The organism is Sphingobacterium sp. 1.A.5 (assembly GCF_002734235.1).
In the GTDB taxonomy this organism is placed as follows: domain Bacteria; phylum Bacteroidota; class Bacteroidia; order Sphingobacteriales; family Sphingobacteriaceae; genus Sphingobacterium; species Sphingobacterium daejeonense.
Map to the genome: position 1 here is coordinate 14,629 of NZ_PEBA01000005.1, position 26,209 is coordinate 40,837.

Sequence of the window (26,209 nt, forward strand, 5' to 3'; positions counted from 1 at the left end):
TCCCAAATCCCATATCTCATATCTCATATCTGATATCTATTTATATTTTGCAGAAGCATCCAATGCTTGTAAGATATCTTGAATGATATCATTTTGGTCTTCAATACCTATAGACAGTCTAATAGTTCCAGGTCTGATTCCTAATTTTTCTCTTTCTTCTTCTGTAAGTTTTGAGTGTGTTGTAGAAGCAGGATGGGTTGCAATACTGCGGGAATCACCAAGGTTTGAAGTATATAAAATCATTTTTAGGGCATCCAAAAATTGGAATGCTCTTTCTTTTCCGCCTTTAACTTCAATTGTAACAATACCACCTCCAGCTTTCATTTGTTTTTTAGCTAATTCATATTGAGGGTGGGAAGGAAGAAAAGGATATTTTACATCTAGTATTTCTTTATTTTTTTCTAATTCTTGAGCTAGTGCTAACGCATTTGAACAGTGTCTGTCCATTCTCAATCCTAGTGTTTCTATACTTTTTGAAAGCACCCAAGCATTGAATGGTGACATTGCTGGACCTGTATGACGAATCAAGAACATCATTTTTTCAATCAGTTCTTCTTTTCCAACTACTACACCGCCTAATACACGGCCTTGACCATCCATGTATTTTGTTGCTGAATGGATTGATAGGTCAAAACCATAAGGTAATGGTTTCTGCAGATAAGGTGTTGCGAAACAATTGTCTATGGCAAAAATGATGTTCGGATATTTTTTCTTCAATCCACCTAACCATTCTAGATCTACTAGTTCCAGGCCTGGGTTTGAAGGAGATTCTAAAAAGATGAACTTGGTATTAGGTTGTATTGCTTTTTCCCATTCTTCTTGATTAATAGCATCGACATAAGTTGTCGTGACGCCCCAACGAGGGAATAGCTGAGTAAACAATTGATGTGTTGATCCAAATATTGCCCTTGAAGATACGATATGGTCACCTTGTTGCATAAAAGCGGCGAAAGTAGCAAATATAGCTCCCATTCCAGAGGCGAAAGCAAGACCTGCTTCAGCATCCTCTAGAAGGCAAACTTTGTTGATAAATTCTGTGGTATTCGGGTTTGCATAGCGCGAGTAAACCATTGCTTCCTCTTCGTCTGCAAATACAGCGCGTCCTTGTTCGGCACTGTCAAAGATGAAACTTGAAGTCAGGTATAATGGAACCGAATGTTCTCTAAGTGAAGAACGTTGGGCTTGTTCACGTATTATTTTGGATTGTTCGTTATTCATGATCAGCAAATTTATTCACTTTTCAATAAAAAGCACTAAGTCAACCAGATAATTTTCGGGTTTTTCGTATTTATCTATAAAATTAAATGATTTTTCTACGTGGGATGAATTTTTCGAATGTTGTAAAGAAAATGGTGAAATGTTGGATTTTCTTGTTGAATCTTTACATATTTCTGTATCTTGAGAATTTATTAAGCTCAATTTATGAAAAGATCTAAACTTCTATCTTTAGCATTATTATGCCCTTTACTAACAATTGCACAGACAGAACCTGCTCCATATGGAGTTTTACCTAGCGAACGCCAATTAAAATGGCATGAGATGGAAATGTACACTTTAATTCACTTCACTCCGACGACCTTCCAAAATAAGGAATGGGGTTTTGGAGATGCAGATCCTAAGATTTTCAATCCTGGCAAATTCGATCCGAATCAGATTGCGAAAGCTGCTGCTTCAGGAGGATTTAAAGGTTTGATTTCAGTTGCCAAACATCATGATGGATTTTGTTTATGGCCAACTAAAACTACTACATACAGCGTTGCCAGTTCACCATGGAAAGATGGGAAGGGTGATATGGTAAAAGATTTTATGCAAGCTTCCCACGATCATGGTCTTGAATTTGGAGTTTATCTATCTGCTTGGGATAGAAATGACACGAGATATGGTACTAAAGCATATGCTGACGCCTATAGAGAGCAATTGACCGAATTGATGACGAATTATGGGGAGTTATTCACCTCTTGGCATGATGGGGCCAATGGTGGTGATGGCTATTACGGTGGCAAAAACGAAAAACGTACTATTGACCGTTCGACTTATTATGAGTGGCATGAAAAGACATGGCCGATCGTTCGGAAGTTACAGCCGATGGCAATGATTTTTTCTGATGTTGGTCCGGATATGAGATGGGTAGGCAATGAGCATGGTTTTGCGGCAGAGACCAGTTGGGCGACACTTACGCCAAAGAGCATTGAACCTGGAAAACCGCCAGTACCTGGAGAGGTTGACAATTCTAATTTACCAACCGGCACTAGGGGTGGGGAGTTTTGGATTCCTGCAGAATGTGATGTTCCTCAACGTCCAGGATGGTTTTACCATGAGGACCAAAATGATAAAGTTAAGACACCAAATCAATTGTTTGAAATCTACTTGAAATCAGTAGGTCGAGGTGGTAACATGAACCTTGGTTTGGCACCTATGCCAAATGGTATGCTACATGACAATGATGTGAAATCGTTAGCGGCATTTGGAGAGAAGGTCAAAGCAACATTTTCGGACAATTTAGCAGCAGGTGCTACCGCGAAAGCAAGTAATGTACGAGAAAACAATGCATTGTTCTCAGAAAAAAACCTTTTTGACAATGACCGTTATAGCTATTATGCTTCAGATGACAATGTTTTAAATCCAAGTATTGAAATTACTTTGGCACATGATCAAGAATTCGATTTGATCAGGTTAAGGGAAAACATCAAATTGGGTCAGCGAATTGACAGTGTTCAAGTGGATGTTTGGGCAAATGGATTGTGGAAACCATTGGCATCAGCAACAAGTATTGGTGCTAATAGGTTGATCAAATTAGCAGAGCCAGTTCGGGCAACAAAACTGAGAGTTCATCTTTATGCACCTGTTGCTCCAACATTGAGTGATTTTGCATTGTTTAAAGAAGCAAAATCAGATTTTAAATTTGACCAATCAGACCGCAAGAAAATAGCAAAAGATCAGCTTAACATAATTAGTGGAGATAAACATTCGAAAAAAGCAGTAGATAACGATGATAAAACTGTTTGGGAGACAATTCTCAGCAGTCAGAAATTCGTAGAAATTAGGTTGCCAAAAACGGAGTTGATTACAGGTATGAGTTATATGCCTAGACAGGACCGCAAGATTAAAGGTGTTCCATCGAAATATGAAATTCAAACTAGTATTGATGGTAAAGAATGGAAAACCGTTGCATCTGGGGAATTTTCGAATATTAGAGCGAATGCTACTGAGCAAAGTATAACTTTTGATACTGCACAGGAAGCTCACTACATCAGATTTATTCCTAATGAAGTACTAAGCGAGGACAAGGAGTTTTCGGTGGCAGAGTTTGATGTTTATTTAAAATAATAATGAGAAAGATTTTAGGGATATTTTGTTGCCTACTCGTTGGGAAGTTACAAGGTCAGGATTTGAAGTTGTGGTATGATCGTCCCGGAGAAAAATGGGAAGAAACCCTTCCATTGGGAAATGGACTGATTGGTATGATGCCTAATGGTAGTATTAACGATGAGTCTATTGTGTTAAATGAAATCTCGATGTGGTCTGGATCACCTCAAGATGCTAATAACTACAACGCGAAGAATTCTGTTTTGGATATTCAGCGCTTGTTGTTTGAAGGAAAGAATGATGAGGCTGAAGCACTGGTCAATAAGAATTTTGTTTGTGTAGGAGCTGGTTCAGGTCAAGGTGACGGGGCGAATGTTCCTTATGGAAGCTTTCAAAACTTTGGGTTTATGAACTTTTTGTTTTTTCATGAAGGCGAAACCAAAGACTACAAGCGGTGGCTAGACATAAGTAATGCAACTGCTGGAACAAGTTTTACCAACAATGGCACAAAGTTTTTAAGGGAATATTTTACTTCTTTTGACAATAATGTAGGAGTTGTTAGGCTATCTGCTGATAAGAAAAAGTCTATTGAATTTGCGATGCATTTCTATCGTGAAGAGAACATCGAAGAGTATAAAGTCAATGGAAATGAAATCACGATTTCAGGTTCACTCCCTGATGGCAAGGGCGGAAAAGGCATTCAATTTGCGGCCAAATTTAAGGTTCTTACGAAAGGGGGGACCTTAATGGATCATGACAATGAAATAATCGTGAAAGGTGCAAATGAAGCTATTGTATTATTTTCAGCCTCTACGAGCTACTATGGGCATGATCCTAAAGAAGTAGTTTCAACAGAAATTAAAAAGGTGGAAAAGATGAATTTTTCTGCTTTGAAACAATCCCATCATCGTAAATATAAACCATTATTTGAGCGAGTTTCCCTAGAAATTACGGATTCATTATCTAAGTCTGATATTCCTACGGATAAGCGTTTATCTGCATTTTATAATGATCCAGGACAGGACAATGGTTTGGCAACATTATATTACCAATTCGGGAGATACTTAACTCTTTCAAGTTCAGCGCCAGGTGTTTCAAAAGCTTTGCCACCCAATTTACAAGGGCTATGGGCACACCAAATACAAACTCCTTGGAATGGAGATTATCATTTGAACATCAATGCTCAAATGAACCATTGGGGAGTTGAGGTGAATAATCTATCCGAATATCATAAACCTTTTATAGAGATGATAAAAAACATTTCCAAGGAAGGTGTTAAAACTGCCAAGGCATATTACGATGCTCCAGGATGGGTAGTTTATATGATGAATAATATTTGGGGATATACGGCACCAGGCGAGCATGCTTCATGGGGATCCAGTACTGCTTCTGGATGGTTGTGCAATCATCTTTGGGAGCATTACCAATTTACTAAGGATGAAAATTACCTGAAGGAAATTTATCCCGTACTCAAGGATGCTGCGGTATTTTATAAGGCTACCATGGTGAAGGATCCTAAGACAGGTTGGTTAGTTACCTCGCCTTCTGTATCACCAGAAAACGGATTTAAACTACCAAATGGAAAAAGAGCAGCAGTAGTAATGGGACCTACAATCGATAATCAGATTGTGCGAGAGTTATACGGATCTGTTATTGCGGCAAATGAAATCTTAAGTTTAAATGATGACTTTGCGAAGCAATTAGAAGTTGATCTTACCTCTTTGCCTCCTGCAGTAGTGGTTAGTAAATCAGGTAGAGTGATGGAATGGCTCGAAGACTATGAGGAAACAGAACCTCAGCATAGACATGTTTCACATTTATATGGATTGTATCCGGCGAATTTCATTTCACCAGTTACGAGTCCGGAATGGGCTGATGCGGCAAAGAAAACGTTGGCAATAAGGGGTGATGAGGGAACAGGATGGTCTAGGGCATGGAAGATTTTGTTTTGGGCAAGATTACATGATGGCGATCATTCTCTTGAAATCTTAAGGCAGTTGTTGCAGCCTGCATTTGAACAAAGCACTACTTATGGGGGAGCTGGAGCAGGAACTTATCCAAATCTTTTTTGTGCTCATCCACCATTTCAGATTGATGGAAATTTTGGGGGTTCAGCGGGTATAGCGGAGATGCTAATTCAGAGTCATGATGGTTATATTCACTTACTGCCAGCTTTGCCTCAAGCTTGGAAGGATGGAAATGTAAAGGGTCTCAAAGCTAGAGGAAATTACACCGTAGATTTTGAATGGAAAAATGGAAAAGTTACAAAGTACAGTGTAATTGGAAAAAAAGGAGAAAAGGTAAATTTATTAGTCAATGGTGAAAAAAAAGTCCAGACACTTTAGAACCTAAAGGCATTTAAAATTAGTACGTTATCAATTGGATAGGTTTGTATCTGATTGATTTATAAGGAGATAATTAACTTTAAGATTATCTCCTTTTTATTTTTAATTCATTCATAAATATTAATTTATTATAAATTATTTTAACTAAATAAATATTTATGAACACTTTAAATTTTGTTTCCAGATGCTTACTGTTATTAATCAGTATTTCATTTTCACTTATTTCTTGCAAAAAAAATCATTCCATTGTTGACCGTGGCGAGGGTCCTGTGAGACAAGTTATCTTTAATTTTGAAGATTTTAAAAAAGAGATCAAACCTTTTAATTCTCCTATCATTACCAAATCCACTTCAACTTCGGGAGCTGTGACTGAAAATCCTGAGCGTCTTGAACTCCTTATGTTTGGGGATTTTAATGGACCGGGAATTTTTCCGAACTATTTGCGTGAAGGCATAAAATTCAGATGGGGAACTCACTTTTTGCCATTAATAAAGAAAGTTAATAGGCCATTGTCCTTAAACGCATTCGGCGATAGTGTTTTGACCTTTAAGGGTACTAATTTAGGATTTTTCTTTTTTTTGGATACTACGTCAATTGGGAAATTAGGCAGGATTGAATTTGATGTATCCACGAATAAAATAGGCAAGGATACGATTTATTTTGTACTGGGAGAGAACAAACCAAATAGTTATTATAAAGGAAGAGATCACTTTGAGTTAATAGTTAATTCAGATGATGTTCCTAAAAATGGATTGCGAACTTTTTCTTTAGATATTCAAGGAAGAAATGATATACTAAGATCGAACCTTGTTAAAGGAGAATTTCAATTTACATTATATCGAGATAATTTTGAATATTTTTATTTCTTAGATAATTTTAGATTTTATGGGAGAACAAATAATTCTATTAACCCCAATAAACCCAAAAACTTCAATCTGAATTATTTTATTTTTAATCAGGAGAATGGTAATCTTGTGAATTTAGGCCATTTTATTCCAAACAGCTCTACTAATAACCTATTGCTTGATTTACCAGAAGGCAAGTATTATTCGACTTTGTTTTACAGTGAATTAAATGAACCCTTATCCTATCCGAGAGAAGTTAAGCATATTCGAGATTTTTATATTGGAACCTCATTCAAAGATAAGTTTGCTCGGACATTTGCTGTGCTAGACTCCTTTGAATTGAAGGAAAGTATAGAGAAAAAAGTCAATTTTCAACGCGCCTATAGTATGGTTACCTTGGATTTTACAGATCTAAAGGATTTATCTGAAATCAAAAAAATTATTGTTAAACCTATGATGGCGCCGATTAGATGGAGTCCCTTTAACCCAAATCTGGAAATTTTCATCCCCAAATCGGAAGATAATGTCATTGAATTCGTTCAAAATTTTCACATCCATAAAGAAATATCATTTAATCAATTTATAGGCATGAGGTCTGATGAAATGCCTTTGCATTATGAATTTGAAGTTTGGGATGATACCAAAATGGTTAGGAAGTTTAGGCTAAATGCTGCGGTGAAAAATAATGTCAAGTTAATTTTCAAAGGTGATCTCTATCCGAGTGGAATGGTTAACAAAATATTTGAGATCATAATAGATGAGGAATGGGATGATACTAAGATTGTTGAATTTAAATAATGCTGGATGAGGTTTAAAAAAAGTTAAACTTAACGACACCTTTTTAATTTCTTAATACTAGTATTTTATTATTGTTATATGGCTTATTTGCTGGCACTAACTGTCACCCAGGTATTAATAGTGATTCTATATCTAAAGATTAGAACCATCCGCGATGAAAGAGGAGAGATGATAAGATTTCTCTTGTTGACAGGGGCAGTTATCTTAATGGTTAAATATTTTGTTCCGGTATTGAATTCACACATCGGGATTTTATTTACTGCTACAAGTAGTTTGTGTTTGGTTTCCATAACCTCTTTATATCTTAGGAATATAGCGCTAGAAACCCGAACATCAATCTATCTATTTTTATTAGCTCTTTTCCCTTTTATATTATTTTATGTGTTCTATCTGTTGTTCAATATCTATTCTTCTCAAATTACTGATGGGATGATTTATGATTATTTGGACTTTTTTTATCAGAAGTCAAGAACAATTTTGTTTTTCATATCCGTAGTATATGATTTATTTATACTATGGCCTTGGAGAAGGAAGGTTGGGAATTTAGTAAATTCTATTGATGGACAGTTAGCATTTTACTTCTTTTCAGCTAAGATCTTAACATTAGGTATTATTCTCAGCCGTGGTCTTTTCATCGATTCAGATCTATTTTTTGAGTTTCTTGATGGTCTATTTACAGTAATGATATTTTTGGGGATCATATATTACCGATATTATCATGTCCTCAATATTTATTTTGGATACTTGTTCAAGACAAATGCTATGGTAAAGCAGTATGAAGAAGAACAATCTCAATTGAAACAGACTGAGCTGATATTTTATATCAGTGCGATAGACCAATTAATTGATCAAGAAAATCTCTTTAAAAATCCGGATTTAAAGCTTTCAGATTTTAAGAAATTCATGCCGATATCTGAGCTTGACTTTAAAAATTTGTCGAAAAAATATTTAAACGGAAGTTTTGAAAACTATCTGAACAACAAGCGGATAAATTATTTTTTAGACCGTTTAAATAGTGTAAATCATGATTCTGAACGAATAATTAGCCTCTTACATGATGCTGGGTTTAGGAATGACCACGAATTCAACAAGTTTTTCAAAAAACAGATGGGATGTAGCGTTTGGAAATATGCTGAGACCAAAAGGATGTTAATGTATGAATCTGGTTTAAGTTCAACATTAAAATAATTATATTAAACTAACCCTCCATTTATAAAAAAACCTGTCTTGATTTCTCAAGGCAGGTTATCTTTTTATTTAAAAAATGAGTTATACTAATTCCTTCAACAAATTTGTCATACTGACTAAATTTCCGATAATATTTTCTAGCTCACTAATATTTACTCTTTCTTGTTGCATACTGTCGCGATGACGAATGGTCACCATGTTATCTTCCAATGTTTGATGATCCACAGTAATACAGAATGGAGTACCTATTGCATCTTGACGGCGATAGCGTTTTCCGATTGAATCTTTTTCATCATATTGGATATTGTAATCCAATTTTAATTTAGCCATGATTTCTCTTGCTTTCTCTGGAAGACCATCTTTCTTAGTTAAAGGAAGAATTGCTGCTTTTACTGGAGCAATTGCAGGATGGAATTTTAATACAACACGAGAATCTTGTTTTTCATCAGTCGACAAATCCTCTTGAACCAAGCTATTGGCTAAAACTGTTAAGAAGAGACGGTCTAAACCAATTGAAGTTTCGATTACGTAAGGAATATAGCTTTGATTGATTTCAGGGTCAAAATATTGCATTTTCTTACCTGAAAATTCCTGATGTTGTTTCAAGTCAAAATCTGTACGTGAATGGATTCCTTCGACTTCTTTAAATCCGAATGGGAATTCGTATTCAATATCCACAGCTGCATTTGCATAGTGAGCTAATTTAACGTGGTCATGATAACGATATTTATTTTGGTCAGCTCCTAATGCCAAGTGCCATTTCAAACGGTTTTCTTTCCATTTTTGGTACCATTCTAAATCAGTTCCAGGACGTACAAAGAATTGCATTTCCATTTGTTCAAATTCGCGCATACGCATGATAAATTGACGTGCTATCACTTCATTACGGAATGCTTTACCAATTTGAGCAATACCAAAAGGGATTTTCATTCTTCCAGTTTTTTGAACATTCAAGAAGTTCACGAAAATACCTTGAGCTGTTTCAGGACGAAGGTACACTTGCTCAGCACCATCTGCCATTGCTCCCATTTGGGTAGCAAACATCAAATTGAATTGACGGACATCAGTCCAGTTCTTTGTTCCTGAAATTGGACAAACGATATTATGCTCTTCGATGATTGTTTTTAAGCGTACAAGGTCATCTGCATTCAAAGCATCATCAAGGTCCTTTTGTAATTGTGCTGCTTTTTCAGTTTTGCCATCTTTTTCATAGCGGTCAATCTTATCTTCAATTAATTGATCTGCACGGTATCTTTTTTTAGAATCCTTGTTGTCAATCATTGGGTCATTGAAACCATCTACGTGGCCTGATGCTTTCCATGTTGTTGGATGCATAAATATTGCTGCATCAATCCCAACAATATTTTCATTTAATTGAACCATGGATTTCCACCAATATGTTTTTAGGTTCATTTTCAATTCAGAACCTAATTGACCATAATCATAGACGGCGCTTAATCCGTCGTAAATTTCACTTGAAGGGAAAACAAATCCATACTCCTTTGCATGTGAAATAATATTCTTGAAAAAATCGTCTGTTTGCTTGCTCATAGGGGGCAAATATAATGTATTCGGGCGACTTATTTCGCCATTAAGTCTCTAATTTGTTGACTGGCGTTTTTATTGTCTACTTTTTTAATAATGTGCTGAATTATACCATTCTCATCAATGATAAAAGTTGTTCTGGCGGTTCCCATATACTTCTTTCCATACATGTTCTTTTCCACCCAAACTCCATAGTCTTCCACGATCTTTTTATCCTCATCGGAAAGTAGAGTAAATGGAAGTTCAAATTTCGAGATGAATTTTTGATGGGACTGCTCACTGTCGATACTTACACCAATCACTTCGTATCCATCTTTCAAAAGACTTTGGTAATTATCTCTGAAATTACAAGCCTCAGTGGTACAACCAGGAGTATTATCCTTTGGATAAAAATATAGAATGATCTTTTTTCCTTTGAAGTCTGAAAGTTTTACCTCTTCACCATGTTGATTTTTCCCTTTGAACTGTGGGGCTTTATCCCCAACCTTTAATTCTGCCATAATATTCCAATTTTATCTAGTGAATGTTGCTTGATAGACTTTCTCATTGTCTTTCCAGTCTTTTACAACAAATTTAAATGTATGTTGGCCTTTACTCAATGATGGTTCAAACCTATGCCATACATGTCGGTTTTTGGAATCATATTCCATCAAAACCCACTTATCATCAATATAGGCATTAAATGACTGTATCCCTGAGAAATTGTCTGAAATTGTAAAGTCGATTTTTGATTGTCCGCTAACGTTTTTGCCATTACTGAAATTCCTAGGTGTAATCGTAGGAGCAACAGTATCTACTGTGACATAAAATGAACCGAATATTTTCGTATTTACCATAACCCATCCATTTTCAAATTTGCCTCCTACCGAACCACCTTGAACCGAAGCTAATAGAGCCTTGCTTTCCAAATGACTCGGTAAAATTGTTGGTTTTATACTTAATTTATAGGTCGAGAACAAAGGAGTCAGATTGTTTTGAACATGATGCACCGATGAATAACTGTTTGGTCTTGCAGCACTTTTGGAGTAAATAAAGTCTACATCGCTATACAAAGAACCTTTTGGAATTTCGACTTTAACCTCATCAGCGCTAAATGAATTGTCTTTTGCATATTGGAAAAGCTCTCCTTTAATTGGGTTTTTCTTTGCTGCATATGATGGGTTGTTCCTTACTTTAAAGTCCAGCTCACTACAATTACCATGAACATCTTTGACAACATATTTTACATCGTGAATTTTGTCATCATTAAGTTCCATTATTCCTTGATTATTTAGATTTTTGAAAATCTGAATTGGATTTCCTGGATCCTTAAAGCTTTTTTGGACCTTCGCTTTTGATCTTTTAAAATGAGGAAAATCTATATAAGAATGGATTGCACTAGAAGTGTTGAAGTCCAATTCTTCAAATAATACAGTAGATACCGATTTGCCATCTAAGAATAGCTCGATTGAATACACTCCATTCTGAAATCCTCCAGCACGATGTCTGTCAATTGTGTTTATTCCCAGGCCAAATTTCCCATTTACAGAAATTGGCGCTCCGGAAGCTAATGCATATCTTCCGGATTCCAATGCCTTCAATTGTTGATACCTTCTGCCGGTATTCTCATTGAACAAGGGTTCTTCGAGATCATAAACCATTATGCCGTTTATTGTTGGAGCAAATTTATCGGTAAAATGAAGACCGAATAATTGAGGGTTTAATGGATGTTGTGATTTTGTGTCACGGATTTCAAAATGTAAATGTGGGCCTGCAGAACCTCCTGTATTCCCTGCATTTCCAATAAATTGGCCTTTAGTCAGTTTTACCTGACCCTGTTTTAATTCCATGTCAACATCAAATCTCTGTTGTTTATATTGTTCAGCCCTAATGATTTTCGTCAATACATCATTAAAGCTGTCCATGTGCAAATAAACACTGGTAAATCCATTAGGATGATTGATGTATACTGAGTTTCCACCGCCTCCAATTTGTACTCTAACACGTGAAACATATCCTTCAGCAGCGGCATGCAGAGGAAGCCCAATCTTTTGCTGAGTTCTGTAGTCATCGCCAGCATGAAAATGGGTAGAACGTAATTCTCCAAATGTTCCTGAAGCATCAGGTGCTATATTTAATGGATTGCGAAAATATCCTTGTGGATAGTTTCTTGATGTTATGATGTCTTTATTTTGGGCATATAGGTTGCCTATTAGGGAAGCAGCAATTAATATTGAAAGTGATATTTTCTTCATTTTATTTTATTTGGCAAGTAAACATGGATTTTTCCTCCAAAAATCCTTCCAATTTATCCCCAATTTTTACCGGCCCGACACCTGCTGGTGTACCTGTAAAGATCAGGTCGCCCTTTCTCAAAGTAATGTACTGTGAAACAAAGGTGATTAAGCTGTCAAAATCAAAAATCATGTCTTTCGTATTCCCTATTTGAACTGTTTCATTATTTTTTTGTAATGAAAAGTTTAAGTTTTGTAGATCATCAAATTCTTCTTTGAAAATCATATTGCTGATTATAGCAGAGTGGTCGAATGCTTTTGCCAATTCCCAAGGCAAGCCTTTCGATTTAAGATCCGATTGGAGGTCCCTTGCCGTAAAATCAATTCCTAACCCGATGGAATCATAATACTTGTGAGCGAATTTTTTAGAAACATGTTTACCTTCATTACAAATTCTTAATACCACCTCTACTTCATAGTGAATATCCTTACTGAACTCTGGATAATAAAAGTCTTTATTGTCTTTCAAAACCGCTGTGTCTGGTTTTAAAAAGATAACAGGTTTTTCGGGTACAGGGTTGTTTAGTTCCTTGGCGTGGTCAATATAATTTCTGCCTACAGCAATTATTTTCATAAATATTGAGTTTTTGTGCTCACAGCAATTTTATGAGCATAGCAAACTTAAGAAAAGAGCCATTGTATATCAAGTTATGGCAAATAAACCACAATGAAATTACAAGTTACGTCTACTAATGTTAAGTATTTCGGATTTAACATAGGCTTAATATTAATATGGTTAATTTTGCATTATGAATAATGTAAATGCGGTTCTATTTGATTTGGATGGAACATTAATTGATTCTGAATATTTTTATTTCAGTAATTGGGCGCCGATTTTAGAAAATGATTACGGTCTAAAGATTGACTTCGATGAATGGATATCTAATTTTGCTGGACATACCCTAAGTAGAAATGTTCAGATGCTGAACAATGACTATAAGTTGAATGTTGATGAGGAAGATATGTGGTTTGCTACTCGTTCAAGATATGCCAAAGCCAATATGAAAAATATCCGATTGATGCCACATGCAAAGGACATCCTTGATGCAGTAAAAGATTCTGGAAAAGAACTGGGATTAGTGACATCAAGTTTTCAATCAACCGTCGAAACTGTATTGGGCGAACATAAACTTTTGAAATATTTTAAGTTCTTTGTTACTCGTGAACTTGTAGAAAATCCAAAGCCAAATCCTGAGCCTTATTTGTTGGCTGTTAATAAATTGATGATTCCGAAGGAAGAAATCGTAGTGGTTGAAGATACGAGTACTGGCTGTACAGCTGCTAAAGAGGCGGGTCTATATTGTATTGCAGTAACCAAGCAAGAAGTAGAAAAGAAGAGGTTGACGCATGCTGACCAAGTTTTAAACGATTTAGCAGAAGTAAAAAAATCGTTGCTTTCTATGAATTAAGCTAATATCTATCTGTTAAATTTGTAATTTAGGAAACTAGATTATAAACCTATGGACAGACGGACAGCTTTAAAGCAAATGTTTATAATCGCGGGCGGTATGATGATTGCTACTTCCTGCGATTTTAGTTCAAAAGCAACCAGTATACAATTAAACAACGTTAAACTTGATTCAGATGATGAACTTTTCTTGTCTGAACTTGTCGAAACTATCATTCCCAAAACGGATAGTTCTGGTGGAAAGGACCTGAACCTGCACTTATTTGTGATGAAAATGCTGGATGATTGCACCAGTCCAGAAGATCAAAAGAAATTTCTAGAGGGCCTCAAGACGGCCGAAAAAATAAAAGGAAAATCTGCCGCTGAGCAAATTGCTTATTTGAAAGCTCTTCCTCAAGATGATGTTTTCTTTAATATTCTGAAAAGAAGAACAATTCAGGGCTATAAAAACTCTGAATATGTCATGAAGAATAAATTAGTTTATGAATTAGTGCCAGGAAGATACAATGGTGCTTTTAAGATAGTAGGATAATGGCAAATTTGAATATTGATTCTGAGAAAAATCGCACGTATGATGCCATTGTCATTGGCTCAGGAATTTCTGGAGGCTGGTCTGCAAAAGAACTCTGTGAAAAAGGATTAAAAACGCTCGTTCTTGAACGAGGTAGAGATGTAAAACATATCAAAGATTATCCCACTACCAATCTTTATCCTTGGGAATTTGAACATCGCAATGAATTGCCCTATGCTGTAAAGCAAGAAAATCCTATTGTAACCAGGTGCTATGCTTTCCATGAAGATGCGGCACATTTTTTTGTGAAGGACAAAGAACATCCCTATGTGCAAGAAAAACCATTTGATTGGATCAGGGGATATCAGGTGGGTGGTAAGTCATTATTGTGGGCAAGACAGACTCAACGCTGGTCAGATTTTGATTTTGAAGGTCCTGCACGCGATGGATTTGCAGTCGATTGGCCCATCCGTTATAAAGATATCAAACCGTGGTATGATCACGTAGAACGTTTCGCTGGAATCTCAGGCAATAAAGATGGTCTGCCTGAGTTGCCTGACGGAGAATTTCTGCCTGGCTACCCTTTGAATATTGTCGAGAAATATTTTAAAGAACAAGTGGAAACTAAATTCCCGGGGCGGAAAGTTATCTCGGCGAGATGTGCACATCTTTCAAAACCCAATCAAATCCACTTAGACCAAGGAAGGGTTCAATGTCAAAACAGAACGTTGTGCCAGAGAGGTTGTCCGTTTGGGGGATATTTCAGTTCAAATGCCTCAACCTTGCCTTGGGCAGCAAAAACCGGAAATCTAACCATGAGACCGAATTCTGTTGTTCATTCAGTTTTATATGATGAAGACAAAGGAAAAGCAGTGGGAGTGAAGGTAATCGACAGGGAAACTAAAGAAGAAATTGATTTCTATGCTAAGGTTATCTTTGTTAATGCTGCAGCATTGAATTCTACCTTAATTCTTTTGAATTCTAAGTCCAATAGGTTTCAAAATGGGCTAGGAAATGATTCTGGCACCTTGGGTAAATATGTTGCTTTCCACAATTATAGCGCAAGGATAAGTGCTGAGTACGAAGGCTTCTTGGATTATAAAACCGATGGTAGAAATCCTGCCGGAGGAGGTTATATTCCAAGATTTAGAAATCTTCATAAACAAGAGACCGATTTCTTGAGAGGTTATGCAGCTGGGTTCGGCGCTTATCGTTCTTCGTGGGCAGATGAATCTGGCTTAGGGGAGGATCTTAAAAATTCTATTCTATCTCCAAAATTTGGAAATTGGGGCGTAGGCTCGCACATGATGGGAGAAACAATTCCTAAGGAGTCAAATTTTGTTGCTCTTGATGCCACTCAAAAAGATGAATGGGGCATACCTCTATTAAAGATTTCGGTGGATTATGACGACAATGATGCCAAGATGAAAAAGGACTATCTGGATACTATGGAAGAGATGTTCACACAGGCTGGATTCAAAAATATCCGTCGAAATGAAAGCTCTCAAGCTCCTGGATTGGATATCCATGAAATGGGTGGGGCAAGAATGGGGCTGGACCCAAAAACCTCGGTTCTGAATAGTTGGAATCAAATTCATGCATGTCCTAATGTTTTCGTGACGGATGGAGCAAGTATGACATCCACATCAACTCAAAATCCTTCTTTGACCTATATGGCATTCTCGGCAAGAGCTGTAGACCATGCTGTAAATGAGCTGAAAAAAGGAAATATTTAATATGAAATAATAGTCCATTGAATAAATTATTTTATTCAATGGATTTTAATAATAAGAACCATCCTAGGTTCTGTCAACCTGCTGGAACCCTGTTCCTTTTATAATTATCAAAAAACCGTGATCATGAAAAGACTTTTCATCTTTATATTCTTTTGTATTTTATGTACAACTCAGTTATTTTCCCAATCACTAAAATCCGAGAAAGGATTTGCTGACAAGGCAAAAATAACATTGGATTCCATCTATAAACATTTTGGAATTAAGGGAGAGAAGTTGCTACGTGAGAATTATCCATATGATGAAAGTTACAAAGCCAGTTATTTAGCAGGACCTGAACAGGCTTCAAAAGGAAATGCTTATTCATACCTATGGCCATTCTCAGGTTCATTATCTGCCCAAGTTGCACGGTACGAAATCAATATGGATAAATCTATTTTGAAAGATATTAGGTCTACTGTATTGCCTGGCCTCCAACATTATTACGATAAAAGATCTCCATACGGATATGCTTCATATGTAAGTTCGGCTCCGCAATCAGATCGCTTTTATGATGATAATGTTTGGTTAGGTATAGATTTCGCAGATCTTTACCTAAATACCAAAGACAAATCTTTCTTAGCAAAATCCGAAGAGATATGGAAATTTGTGGAAAGTGGTATGGATGATAAATTAGGTGGTGGCATCTATTGGTGTGAACAGAAGAAAGAATCCAAAAATACTTGTTCCAATGCTCCTGCAGTAGTTTATCTATTGAAGCTCTACCAAGCGACCAACAAAAAAGAATATTTGGACAAAGCTATTTCTCTTTACCAATGGACAAAGGAAAATTTGGAAGACAAAGAAGATCATCTGTATTACGATAATATCAGTTTATCTGGAAAGGTGAACAAAACAAAGTTTCCTTATAATTCGGGTCAAATGTTACAATCTGCAGTTTTGCTGCACAAAATTACTAATGAACAAAAATACCTAAATGATGCGCTAGCCATTGCTGCATCAGGATATAATTATTTCTTTCATTCTTCTGAAAATTCATCTAAAGATTTCAAGTTACTGAAGAATTCAGATGCATGGTTCATAGCAGTGATGTTACGGGGATATGTGGAGCTATTTCATGTTGACAAAAATCCACTTTATCTGAATAATTTCATTGATAATCTGAACTATGCGTGGACGGATTTAAGAGATGAAAATGGTCTATTTCAAAAGGACTGGTCTGGTCAAAAAACGACTAATAAGAAATGGTTATTAGATCAGCTTGCAATGGTTGAGATGTATGCTCGAATAGCTTCGGTTTTATAACATAATTAGCTTAATTGTTTTAGCTACACTTCTAATAATTTTTACTAAACTTTCTCACTTAGCTAAAGTTTTTTAACATATTTTTTCTAATTTACATCAATCTAGTTGTAAACGGGATAATATTTGCTTTAATTTTTCGTTATGTAATTTGTGTTATTGCAGAATAATTCTGTTTTCACATCTAGCTAAAACGTTTTATTGTAAAATATTAGTTTATAGACCTTTTAAAATTATTTATTCATTAACGTTAATTAACATGCCAAACATTTACAGTTCAAAAATGTATCGGAAAGGCTTTGTCAGAGGGAGTATTTTATGCTTTGCTCTGATGGCTTGCAGCTATGGATATGCTGCTTCGGTACCTTACTCTGAAGAGACGTCAATTGAGAGGGTTGAGTTTCAGCAAACAGTTACGGGGACGGTGAAAAATGGTGCTACTGGAGAAGCTCTTTCCGGAGTAACCATTCGTGTAAAAGGAAAAGATGCAGCAGCACAAACCGACGATGCTGGTAACTTCAGCATTGCTGCCGAAAATGGGGACGTGCTACAAGTGAGTTTCATCGGTTTTACAGCACAAGAATTCCCGGTAACTTCAGCAACAGCTAATGTGGTTTTGACACCCGATTCAGAATCACTTGATGAGGTCGTAGTTGTAGGATACGGTACGCAAAAGCGTAAAGAAATTACTTCTGCAGTAGCTTCAGTAAAAGAAAAAGATTTCAACCGTGGGGGAATGAGAAACCCAATGGAATTAGTACAAGGTAAAGTGGCTGGTTTGAATATTACCAGAGCTCAAGGTAGTAACCCAAACTCTGGAACTAATATCCAATTGCGTGGTATGGCTTCTTTAAAAGGAACTAATAGTCCTTTGGTCGTAATCGACGGTATACCAGGTGGTAGCCTAGATCTAATCAAACAAGGTGATATCGAATCGATTGATGTATTGAAGGATGGTTCTGCAGCAGCTATTTATGGTACCCGTGGTAATGGTGGTGTAATTTTGGTAACTACCAAAAAAGGAAAAGCCGGAAAACCACAGTTTGAATATTTAACCTATGGCCAAACAGAGATTGTAAATAGAAGGCCAACAATGTTGGATGCTGCACAATTCCGTGAAAAGGTTGTCCAAGGAATGAACAGACCTAAATTGGATCTCGGAGCCACAACAGATTTGTATGATGAACTAATCAATAAAGATAATTTCTCTCACTTCCATAATTTTATTGCAAGTGGTGGTGGAGAAAACTCGACCTACCGTGCTTCCTTTAATTATGAACAAGCAAAAGGTATAGCTAAAGAAAACGGCAGAGATCAATTTGGTGGTCGTATTAATTTTACACAAACTGGTTTCAATGATAAATTGACCATGTCAGCAAACATTGCTGCAAACTTTAATAAGGCAAATTTATTAGGTGGTAAAAAAGCGGATGATAGTGAGAACGTTCCGGATTTTGAGCAAGCAGTTCAAAGAAATCCAACGGCTCCAATCATGAATCCTGATGGAACCTACTACCAAACTCAAGAATTTAACAACTACAATCCAATCAGTCGTTTTGCTTACCGCTTGGATGATAGAAATCAACAGACTTTCTCCGGTGATGCACGTTTGAAATATCAAATCATCGATGAATTAAGCGTTTCAGCGTTCGGTTCCTACGTACGTGATAACTGGAATGGCCGTCAATACCGTTCAAGGTTAGATTGGGATCAAAGACCTGAATCAAATTATCAAGGTACAGGGTATGCCTACAAAAGAAATGAACTGAGCTGGACCAAGACTTTTGAAAGTACCATTGACTACAACAAAACTTTTAATGACAACCATACGATTACAGGATTACTAGGTTATAGTTACCAATACTCAACCTTAGAATATTTTGATATGTCAAATAGTGGTTTTACCACTGATGGATTTTTGGATTGGAATTTTGGGTCAGGTACGGCAATCACCAATGATAAATTACCTAGACCAGGGTTGAACTCATTTAAAGATGATAATACATTAGTTGCATTTTTTGGACGTGTAAATTATAACTATGCTGACAAATACTTTTTGACAGCGATTTTACGTCGTGAGGGTTCATCAAGGTTTGGTGCTAATAACAAATGGGGTAACTTCCCAGCGGTTTCTGCAGGTTGGACCATCACCAATGAAGACTTCTTCACCAATAAAGAAGTTGTCAATGATTTAAAACTTCGTGTGGGTTACGGTGTTACTGGTAACCAGGGTATCCCTAACTACCTATCATTAATTACATTAGGTACAGGTGGTGTTTATCCTCAAGATGGTGTTTATTACCAAACATATGGTGTGAATACAAACCCGAACCCTGATTTGAAATGGGAGCAAAAAGCAGAAACAAACATTGGTTTGGACTTTGGCTTGTTCAACAACAGATTAACTGGTGCGATTGACGTTTATCAAAGGAACACCAAAGATTTACTTTATCAATACAACGCACAGTTACCTTCATACGTTCAATCAAGTATTTGGTACAATGTAGGTTCAGTAGTAAACAAAGGGGTTGAAATTCAATTAACAGGTACTCCGATTGTTAAAGATGACTTTACTTGGCAAGTTGATTTCACAGCTAACTACCAAAAAAATAAGTTGACGAAACTTTCAAGTGATATTTTCCAAAGTAACTGGTTAGAATTTGGAGGTCTTCCTTCACCAGGAAACTTAGGTAATGCAGTAAGACTTGAAGAAGGTGGTGAAGTGGGTTCATTCTATGGTAAGCGCTATGCTGGATTGGATGAAGAAGGCAAGTGGTTATTCTACAAAGCGGATGGTTCAACAGCGCCAGCAAGTGAAATCAACAATGATGACCTAACTTATATCGGGAATGGTATTCCTAAATACCAAGCATCATTAGGAAATAGATTCAGCTACAAAGGACTTGATTTAACGGTATTCCTGAGAGGTAAATTTAAATACGACATCTTGAACACTGCGGATATGTTCTTTGGAAATCAAAAATGGTTGCCAAACAACGTTTTGGAATCTGCCTTCGGAAAGCATGCTGATCTAAAAGATGATCCTCAATACTCTGACTATTACCTTGAAAATGGATCTTTCGTGAAAATTGACAATGTGACTTTAGGTTACAACTTCAATATGAAGAATGATTACTTAAGAAATATGTATGTGTATCTAACGGTTCGAAACTTAGCAACATTTACTAAGTATTCAGGAATTGATCCGGAATTGCAAGATACAGGATTTAATGGTGCAATTGATTCAAGAGGGTTCTATCCAAGAACGCAATCTTGGTCTTTAGGACTTAATATTGGTTTTTAAGGGAGAAGAAACATGAAATTATTTAATAAAAAAGCAATACGATTTACAGTAGCAACGATGATTGCTACGGCAAGTCTTTCCAGCTGTACCAATTTGGATGAGAATCTGTACAGCACCTTAGAGAAAGATAGTTTCTATAAGAATAAACTGGAAGTCATGCAGGCTGCCTTGCGCCCAATGACTCATATGCAGGCATGGTTGGCTCCAACTGGTAACTCAGGTTTTTATTATCATTCTGAACTGTCAGCAGACCAAGTTGCTTGGCCTCAAAAAGGACGCCATGGTTATGATGGGGGAGACCACTTCCGCATGCATTACCATACCTGGACAGCTACAGAAAACAGAGGGAAAACTTCTTGGGATTTAATGTGGACTGGTATAGGATATATCAATGGTGCTATTGCAGATATCGAATCCTTGGACATCAATGCTATTGATATGACTGAGGAAGAAAGAAATCAAGTTATTGCCCAGTTAAAGGTACTCCGTGCTTATCATTATATGAGAGCAATTGATCTTTGGGGAAATATTCCGATTTCAGTGGAAGTGGCCGATAAACCTTTAAACCCTGAAACAAAACCTCGAAAAGAAGTTTTTGAATTTATTAAAACAGAATTGGAGGCTGAGGTTCCTAAATTACCTAACCTAGATGCTCAAACAATAGGTCAAGTAAATAAAGCTGCGGGCTATGCTATGCTTTCAGAGCTTTATCTGAACGCTCAGAAATGGGCTGGGACCCCAATGTGGGATCAAGCAATCGCTGCCGCTGACAATGTTATCAAAGGTACTGGTGGGGGTATTGGTGGAGCACCTAAACTGTCAGCTGATATTAATTCAGTTTTTAGTAATACAAACAGTGCAAATCCTGAATCTCTATTCCAATTTCAATTTAGTAGAAAAGGTGGTTTCACATTTGACTGGGGTGGTTTCTATATGGGATATGACTATATGAAAGAAACCTTGGACGTTGGGTATGGAGGTTGGAATGCATTTGTAGTAATACCTACCGCATTCGATGCCTTTGGTGCAAAAGATCTTCGTAAAAAAGATTGGTTTCTATTTGGTCCTCAATATAAATATGGAACTAAAACTCCAGTGTTAGGAACAGAAGAATATGCGAAACAACCATTAGTTTTTGTTAACTCTATCCGTAGAGAAAGTGAAGGTGATAAAACTTCACAAGGATCTATGGCTCAAGGTGAAGAAAACTCAGGTGCTCGCTTTAATAAATACAAGTCGGGACGTCTTTCAGATGATAATTACCAAGAGAATGATTATATCATCTATCGTTTGACTGAAGTAATTTTCAATAAAGCAGAAGCCATTATGCGTAAAAACGGTGGCTCAGCGAACCAAGAAGCTGTTGACTTGATCAATTCCTCAAGAAAACGCTCGTTTGCAGCTGCTGATTGGGAAGCTAATAAATACACCACAGCAAAATTGACGCTGGATGAACTATTAGCAGAACGTGGTCGCGAGTTTATCTTTGAAGGTAAACGTAGAACAGACCTTATTCGCTTTGGAAAATTCACTACAGCGGCTTGGTGGGATCATAAACCTACCGGAGATCCGAATAAAGAATTGTTCCCAATTCCTCAACAACAGATTGCAATTAATCCAAACCTGCAGCAAAACCCAGGATACTAAGGATTTATCTTTGTTATATTTTACGGGTGTGTGCATTTATGTACATGCCCGTTTTTATTATTTAGACCATGTACTAATGGATAGATATTAAAAAAGCCCTCCAAGATTTATCCTGGAAGGCTTTCTATAACAAAGAGTATTTTTATTAGATCTCTACTGTAGCATCCAATAGGAAATCTTCATTTTTCAAATGAACGATCTCTGTTGCTTTTTCGTAGTTCGTAGATTTTTTCGAGAAGAAATCGTGTTGAGTAGTTTCTGTATTCAAACCATTCAATACGATAGGATTCACTTGTTTTACTTCAAAGATTGGCTCAAAACCTAGGTTCATCAAAGCCTTGTTGCCGTTATAACGAACGTATTCTTTTACCTCAGCTGTTAAACCAACCACAGTGTACAATTCTTCTGTGTACTTGATTTCGTTCTCGTACAGGTCATTTAATAGCTCCAGGAAGCGTTGTTTTACTTCTGCTTTGTTGGACAGTCTAGCAAACACTTCTTGGCCGATAAGCCCTACAAATACACCATGGATAGATTCATCTGCAATGATCTTTTTGATAATATCAGCCGAAGCTACCATTTGTCCTTGACCACACAACCATAAAGGCAAGAAAAATCCAGAATAGAATAAGAATGACTCTAACAATACAGATGCACCCAAAGCCATGAATAATTCTTCATCAGATACATTTTCTTTATCAATAGCACGGTAGTACTTATCGATTGTAGAGGCTTTGTATTGAAGGAATTTATTTTGTGATACCCATCCGAATACATCGTTGATTTCATTTGTTGTTGAAACGGTTGTAAAGATGGTTGAATATGATTTAGCGTGGATAGCTTCCATCATACACATGTATGAAAGAACTGCTTTGTTTTGCAAAGAGCTGATATGATCGATGATCTTTGGCATCCCTGTATGGCTTTGTAGGGTATCCAAAAGTGTCAGTCCACCTAAAGCTTTTTTATAACACTCTTTCATGTCCCAGCTCAAGCCTTTCCAGCTGTCAATATCTTTTGAAGGAATATATTCCGTATCGATCCAGAATTGTCTGATATTCTGTTCCCAGAACATCAACGCATAATCGTTGTCTGGAGTGTTCCAGTTTACCGCTGTAAATTGTTTACTCATTGCTATTCTTTGTTTCTTTTAGTTAAAGAAGCTGAACTGGATATTTCTCAATTCCCAGTTCAGCTTCTCTGAATTATATGTCTTTTTCTAAAGGTTCTGTATTATGCAGAGCATGAAATACATTCCTCAATTGTGGATTTACGAGTACGGGTATAGTATAGGGATTTCAATCCTAACTTATGTGCGTAAATGTAGTACTTCGCAAGATCGCGTGTTGAATCTTTTGAGTTGGTGTGAAGGATAGTTGATACACCTTGGTCAATGTGACGTTGGATAACAGAAACTAATTTCAACACTTTCATCTGATCCATGTCGTATGCAGATTTGAAGTAGAAGTAGTTGTCATTTGTCAAGTATGGCATAGGGTAGTAGGTAGTACTATCACCATATTCTCTAACTTCGATAATGTCTACGATTGGCATTACAGATGCAGTTGCATTCATAATGTAAGAAGTAGATTGATTTGGAGCAATTGCCAAACGGTATGCATGGTAAACGCCATGCTCAGCTACTTGTGCTTTCAAGTTTTCCCAATCTTGAACAGTAGGGATATGGATTCCTTCGAATAGTTCTTTTACTTTTTCAGTTTTAGGAGCATATTCTTGTAAGATATACTTGTCGAAGTAAGTTCCATCAGCGTAAGCTGATTTTTCGAATCCTACGAAAGTTTTTTGGCGTTCTTTTGCAATTTCCATGGAAGCTTCTATTGAATAGTAGTTCATGGTCATGAAGAAGATGTTTGCAAAATCCAATGCCTCAGTAGATTCGTACATGATAAAGCTTTTCGCTAAATAACCATGTAAGTTCATTGCTCCCAAACCTACCGAATGTAATTCACGGTTAGCTTTAGCAATAGAAGGAACCATTTCAATGTTCGTTACATCAGAAACAACAGTAAGGGCTCTCATTGCAGTTTTCACTGTTTCTTTGATGCGTTTGTTGTCCATCACTGTAGCGATGTTCAATGAACCTAAGTTACAAGAGATACCGTAACGGATAGTGTCTTCTTTACCGTAAATGTTGATGTCAGATACTTCTGATACTTGCATGATCTCTGTACATAGGTTAGAGAATTTTACTTTACCTATTCCATTCAATGCATGCGCACGGTTTGTGTTTTCTTTAAAGAAGATATAAGGATACCCTGACTCTTTTTGTGTTTGAGCGATTTTCACCAATAGGTGACGGGCATTGATTTTTTTCTTTTTAACGTTCGGGTTGGTGATCAATTCATCGTACATCACGTCCATGTCTATCTCATCCAAGTATTGACCATACTCTTGCATTACGGTGTGAGGGTAAATCAAATAACATGGTTCATCTTTCTCTGCCAATTCCATGAATTTATCAGGAACGATAATACCGATAGATAACGATTTGATACGAACTTTCTCATCCACGTTGATTTTTTTACAATCCAAGAATTCTTCGATATCAGAGTGGAATATGTTTAAGTATACTGCACCAGCACCAGGGCGTTGACCTAATTGATTTGCATAGGAGAATGTGTCTTCCATGATCTTCATGATAGGCAATACCCCACCAGCACGGCCATCTACACCTTTAATTGCTTCACCACGAGCACGGATTTTCGAGATATTGAATGAAACACCACCACCAATGGAGGATAGCTTCATCGCTGAATCAACAGCATAGCCAATACCATTCAAGTTATCACCAATTTCATCCAAGAAACAAGAAACTAATTCACCGGAACGTTTTTTTCCAGCGTTCAAGAAAGTCGGGGTAGCGGGCTGATATTCTTGATTAATCATGATCTCGGCATATTCGATAGCTTTCTGTACGCCTTCTTCTCTTGCCAAGAACAAGGCAACAGCAACAACGCGGTCTTCATAGCGTTCCAAGAATTTCTCGCCAGAGTCATCACGCAATGCGTAGCTCTGGAAAAACTTGAAAGCAGCCATGAACGATTGGAAACGGAACTTCTTGGCAAATACATAGTTGTATACCTCTTCCATTTGCTCAAAAGTAAACCATTGATAGAAATCGATGTAATAATCGTTTTCAATCAAATAGTCAACTTTCTCCTTCAATGTGTAGAAGAAGACAGTGTTCTTGTTTACATATTCAAGGAAATAAGCCCTTACAGCTTCCTTATCCTTGTGCAAGCTGAACTCGTCATCATGTTTGATCATGATTTCGTTGTTAAGCAATATCCAGTTTTTCGCTACCTCGTTTGCTATCATAGTACTGATTTTTTATGATGTCAATAAATTGATTAATATCTTCCATTGTTCCTGAAAGTTCGAATTTCATCGCCGTTGGGATGTCGAATATTTCAGATAATTTGTCCGCTGCCACCGCGAAATTTCTTCCCCAGTTGCGGTTTCCACTTGATGTAACCGAATGGATAAGATGGCTCTGCTCTCTCATGAAAGCATCAGTTTTTTCAGAAACCTTACCAAAATTGGTCGTATAGGTCACTAAATGGCCCGACTCTTGAATCTCCATTCCTTCTTGGATACGGATAGCAGTCCAGCCTGTAATCTGAACAACTTTATTGATAAAGCGCTCAACATTACCTGTTCGTGAATCATAGTATAAATAAATCATAATTTATCTAGTTTATGATTGTCTTACAATGCGATTTGATCCAACTCCGCAGGATTGAATCCTATGATACGATTTTTGATTTCATCGTTCTCCAATACGATAACGGTAGGTACTGTGCGAACTTTAAACCTAACAGCTAATTCCGGCTCATCGAAAGGATTAACTGTTTCGTAAGAGATGCCCTTGTTGTCAAGGTATGCCGATACTTGTGCGCATGGTGCACAGTCATTTTTTTCGAATTTAATGATTCTTGCCATGGTATGTTATGTTTAAAAAGAATTATAGCTTATTTAAGCCT

General features: G+C 36.8%; 19 protein-coding genes. 10 read left to right on the forward strand and 9 right to left on the reverse strand.

Annotated features, from left to right (window positions below):
* Positions 1-36: 36 nt before the first annotated feature.
* Positions 37-1,218: a PLP-dependent aspartate aminotransferase family protein gene (locus CRT24_RS04100; protein WP_099369976.1), complete on the reverse strand. Its 1,182-nt coding sequence runs from the start codon at positions 1,216-1,218 to the stop codon at positions 37-39.
* A 204-nt stretch (positions 1,219-1,422) separates the two neighbouring features.
* On the opposite strand from CRT24_RS04100, the gene CRT24_RS04105 reads away from it, so the two are divergent.
* The 4 genes from CRT24_RS04105 (at position 1,423) to CRT24_RS04120 (ending at position 8,482) form a co-directional block, all read left to right on the forward strand.
* A complete protein-coding gene (locus CRT24_RS04105; protein ID WP_099369977.1) occupies positions 1,423-3,327 on the forward strand; it encodes an alpha-L-fucosidase in 1,905 nt (634 codons plus the stop codon).
* Between the two features lie 2 nt (positions 3,328-3,329).
* Positions 3,330-5,651: a glycoside hydrolase N-terminal domain-containing protein gene (locus CRT24_RS04110; RefSeq protein ID WP_099369978.1), complete on the forward strand. Its 2,322-nt coding sequence runs from the start codon at positions 3,330-3,332 to the stop codon at positions 5,649-5,651.
* 158 nt (positions 5,652-5,809) lie between these two features.
* On the forward strand, positions 5,810-7,294 hold the full coding sequence (locus CRT24_RS04115; protein ID WP_099369979.1) for a hypothetical protein: 1,485 nt from the start codon (positions 5,810-5,812) through the stop codon (positions 7,292-7,294).
* A 168-nt stretch (positions 7,295-7,462) separates the two neighbouring features.
* Positions 7,463-8,482, forward strand: coding sequence for a hypothetical protein (locus tag CRT24_RS04120; RefSeq protein WP_144034504.1), 1,020 nt, complete (start codon positions 7,463-7,465; stop codon positions 8,480-8,482).
* An 81-nt stretch (positions 8,483-8,563) separates the two neighbouring features.
* Here CRT24_RS04120 and CRT24_RS04125 read toward each other — a convergent pair whose 3' ends face one another.
* Genes CRT24_RS04125 through CRT24_RS04140 form a run of 4 tightly spaced genes read right to left on the reverse strand, consistent with a single transcriptional unit; the run spans position 8,564 to position 12,874 of the window.
* Entirely contained in the window at positions 8,564-10,033 is a 1,470-nt protein-coding gene (locus CRT24_RS04125; protein ID WP_099369981.1) for a glycine--tRNA ligase, read from the reverse strand.
* Between the two features lie 29 nt (positions 10,034-10,062).
* The gene (gene bcp, locus CRT24_RS04130) at positions 10,063-10,527 is read right to left on the reverse strand and encodes a thioredoxin-dependent thiol peroxidase (RefSeq protein WP_099369982.1); all 465 of its coding nucleotides are present in this window, start codon (positions 10,525-10,527) and stop codon (positions 10,063-10,065) included.
* Positions 10,528-10,539: 12 nt separating this feature from the next.
* Positions 10,540-12,261, reverse strand: coding sequence for a M23 family metallopeptidase (locus tag CRT24_RS04135; RefSeq protein ID WP_099369983.1), 1,722 nt, complete (start codon positions 12,259-12,261; stop codon positions 10,540-10,542).
* Between the two features lies 1 nt (position 12,262).
* Positions 12,263-12,874 carry a fumarylacetoacetate hydrolase family protein gene (locus CRT24_RS04140; RefSeq protein ID WP_099369984.1) on the reverse strand — a complete coding sequence of 204 codons (612 nt, stop codon included), beginning with the start codon at positions 12,872-12,874 and terminating at the stop codon, positions 12,263-12,265.
* 175 nt (positions 12,875-13,049) lie between these two features.
* Between CRT24_RS04140 and CRT24_RS04145 the strand changes: the two genes are divergently transcribed.
* The 6 genes from CRT24_RS04145 (at position 13,050) to CRT24_RS04170 (ending at position 22,205) form a co-directional block, all read left to right on the forward strand.
* Positions 13,050-13,709, forward strand: coding sequence for an HAD family phosphatase (locus CRT24_RS04145; RefSeq protein WP_099369985.1), 660 nt, complete (start codon positions 13,050-13,052; stop codon positions 13,707-13,709).
* Between the two features lie 51 nt (positions 13,710-13,760).
* The gene (locus CRT24_RS04150) at positions 13,761-14,240 is read left to right on the forward strand and encodes a gluconate 2-dehydrogenase subunit 3 family protein (protein WP_099369986.1); all 480 of its coding nucleotides are present in this window, start codon (positions 13,761-13,763) and stop codon (positions 14,238-14,240) included.
* On the forward strand, positions 14,240-15,955 hold the full coding sequence (locus tag CRT24_RS04155; RefSeq protein ID WP_099369987.1) for a GMC oxidoreductase: 1,716 nt from the start codon (positions 14,240-14,242) through the stop codon (positions 15,953-15,955). The genes CRT24_RS04150 and CRT24_RS04155 overlap by 1 nt, the downstream gene beginning before the upstream one ends.
* 123 nt (positions 15,956-16,078) lie before the next feature.
* On the forward strand, positions 16,079-17,257 hold the full coding sequence (locus tag CRT24_RS04160; protein ID WP_099369988.1) for a glycoside hydrolase family 76 protein: 1,179 nt from the start codon (positions 16,079-16,081) through the stop codon (positions 17,255-17,257).
* Between the two features lie 256 nt (positions 17,258-17,513).
* A complete protein-coding gene (locus tag CRT24_RS04165) occupies positions 17,514-20,558 on the forward strand; it encodes a TonB-dependent receptor (RefSeq protein WP_099369989.1) in 3,045 nt (1,014 codons plus the stop codon).
* Between the two features lie 12 nt (positions 20,559-20,570).
* Entirely contained in the window at positions 20,571-22,205 is a 1,635-nt protein-coding gene (locus tag CRT24_RS04170) for a RagB/SusD family nutrient uptake outer membrane protein (protein WP_099369990.1), read from the forward strand.
* A 145-nt stretch (positions 22,206-22,350) separates the two neighbouring features.
* Here CRT24_RS04170 and nrdF read toward each other — a convergent pair whose 3' ends face one another.
* From nrdF to CRT24_RS04190, 4 genes are all read right to left on the reverse strand, one after another.
* Positions 22,351-23,337: a class 1b ribonucleoside-diphosphate reductase subunit beta gene (gene nrdF / locus CRT24_RS04175; protein WP_099369991.1), complete on the reverse strand. Its 987-nt coding sequence runs from the start codon at positions 23,335-23,337 to the stop codon at positions 22,351-22,353.
* A 101-nt stretch (positions 23,338-23,438) separates the two neighbouring features.
* Positions 23,439-25,544 (reverse strand): class 1b ribonucleoside-diphosphate reductase subunit alpha, encoded by a 2,106-nt coding sequence (gene nrdE, locus CRT24_RS04180; protein WP_099369992.1) that lies wholly within the window; start codon positions 25,542-25,544, stop codon positions 23,439-23,441.
* Positions 25,504-25,911, reverse strand: a complete 408-nt coding sequence (nrdI, locus tag CRT24_RS04185) for a class Ib ribonucleoside-diphosphate reductase assembly flavoprotein NrdI (RefSeq protein WP_099369993.1) — start codon at positions 25,909-25,911, stop codon at positions 25,504-25,506. The genes nrdE and nrdI overlap by 41 nt, the downstream gene beginning before the upstream one ends.
* A 23-nt stretch (positions 25,912-25,934) precedes the next feature.
* Entirely contained in the window at positions 25,935-26,168 is a 234-nt protein-coding gene (locus CRT24_RS04190) for a glutaredoxin domain-containing protein (RefSeq protein WP_099369994.1), read from the reverse strand.
* Positions 26,169-26,209: the final 41 nt, after the last annotated feature.

Excerpts from the sequence above, each read along its gene's own strand:
- CRT24_RS04170 (WP_099369990.1), top strand. The coding sequence starts at position 20,571 with ATGAAATTATTTAATAAAAAAGCAATACGATTTACAGTAGCAACGATG.
- CRT24_RS04160 (WP_099369988.1), top strand. The coding sequence starts at position 16,079 with ATGAAAAGACTTTTCATCTTTATATTCTTTTGTATTTTATGTACAACT.
- CRT24_RS04105 (WP_099369977.1), top strand. The coding sequence starts at position 1,423 with ATGAAAAGATCTAAACTTCTATCTTTAGCATTATTATGCCCTTTACTA.
- CRT24_RS04165 (WP_099369989.1), top strand. The coding sequence starts at position 17,514 with ATGCCAAACATTTACAGTTCAAAAATGTATCGGAAAGGCTTTGTCAGA.
- CRT24_RS04120 (WP_144034504.1), top strand. The coding sequence starts at position 7,463 with ATGATAAGATTTCTCTTGTTGACAGGGGCAGTTATCTTAATGGTTAAA.
- CRT24_RS04115 (WP_099369979.1), top strand. The coding sequence starts at position 5,810 with ATGAACACTTTAAATTTTGTTTCCAGATGCTTACTGTTATTAATCAGT.
- CRT24_RS04110 (WP_099369978.1), top strand. The coding sequence starts at position 3,330 with ATGAGAAAGATTTTAGGGATATTTTGTTGCCTACTCGTTGGGAAGTTA.
- CRT24_RS04190 (WP_099369994.1), bottom strand. The coding sequence starts at position 26,168 with ATGGCAAGAATCATTAAATTCGAAAAAAATGACTGTGCACCATGCGCA.
- CRT24_RS04145 (WP_099369985.1), top strand. The coding sequence starts at position 13,050 with ATGAATAATGTAAATGCGGTTCTATTTGATTTGGATGGAACATTAATT.
- nrdF (WP_099369991.1), bottom strand. The coding sequence starts at position 23,337 with ATGAGTAAACAATTTACAGCGGTAAACTGGAACACTCCAGACAACGAT.
- CRT24_RS04100 (WP_099369976.1), bottom strand. The coding sequence starts at position 1,218 with ATGAATAACGAACAATCCAAAATAATACGTGAACAAGCCCAACGTTCT.
- CRT24_RS04140 (WP_099369984.1), bottom strand. The coding sequence starts at position 12,874 with ATGAAAATAATTGCTGTAGGCAGAAATTATATTGACCACGCCAAGGAA.
- CRT24_RS04155 (WP_099369987.1), top strand. The coding sequence starts at position 14,240 with ATGGCAAATTTGAATATTGATTCTGAGAAAAATCGCACGTATGATGCC.
- CRT24_RS04125 (WP_099369981.1), bottom strand. The coding sequence starts at position 10,033 with ATGAGCAAGCAAACAGACGATTTTTTCAAGAATATTATTTCACATGCA.
- nrdI (WP_099369993.1), bottom strand. The coding sequence starts at position 25,911 with ATGATTTATTTATACTATGATTCACGAACAGGTAATGTTGAGCGCTTT.
- CRT24_RS04135 (WP_099369983.1), bottom strand. The coding sequence starts at position 12,261 with ATGAAGAAAATATCACTTTCAATATTAATTGCTGCTTCCCTAATAGGC.
- CRT24_RS04150 (WP_099369986.1), top strand. The coding sequence starts at position 13,761 with ATGGACAGACGGACAGCTTTAAAGCAAATGTTTATAATCGCGGGCGGT.
- nrdE (WP_099369992.1), bottom strand. The coding sequence starts at position 25,544 with ATGATAGCAAACGAGGTAGCGAAAAACTGGATATTGCTTAACAACGAA.
- bcp (WP_099369982.1), bottom strand. The coding sequence starts at position 10,527 with ATGGCAGAATTAAAGGTTGGGGATAAAGCCCCACAGTTCAAAGGGAAA.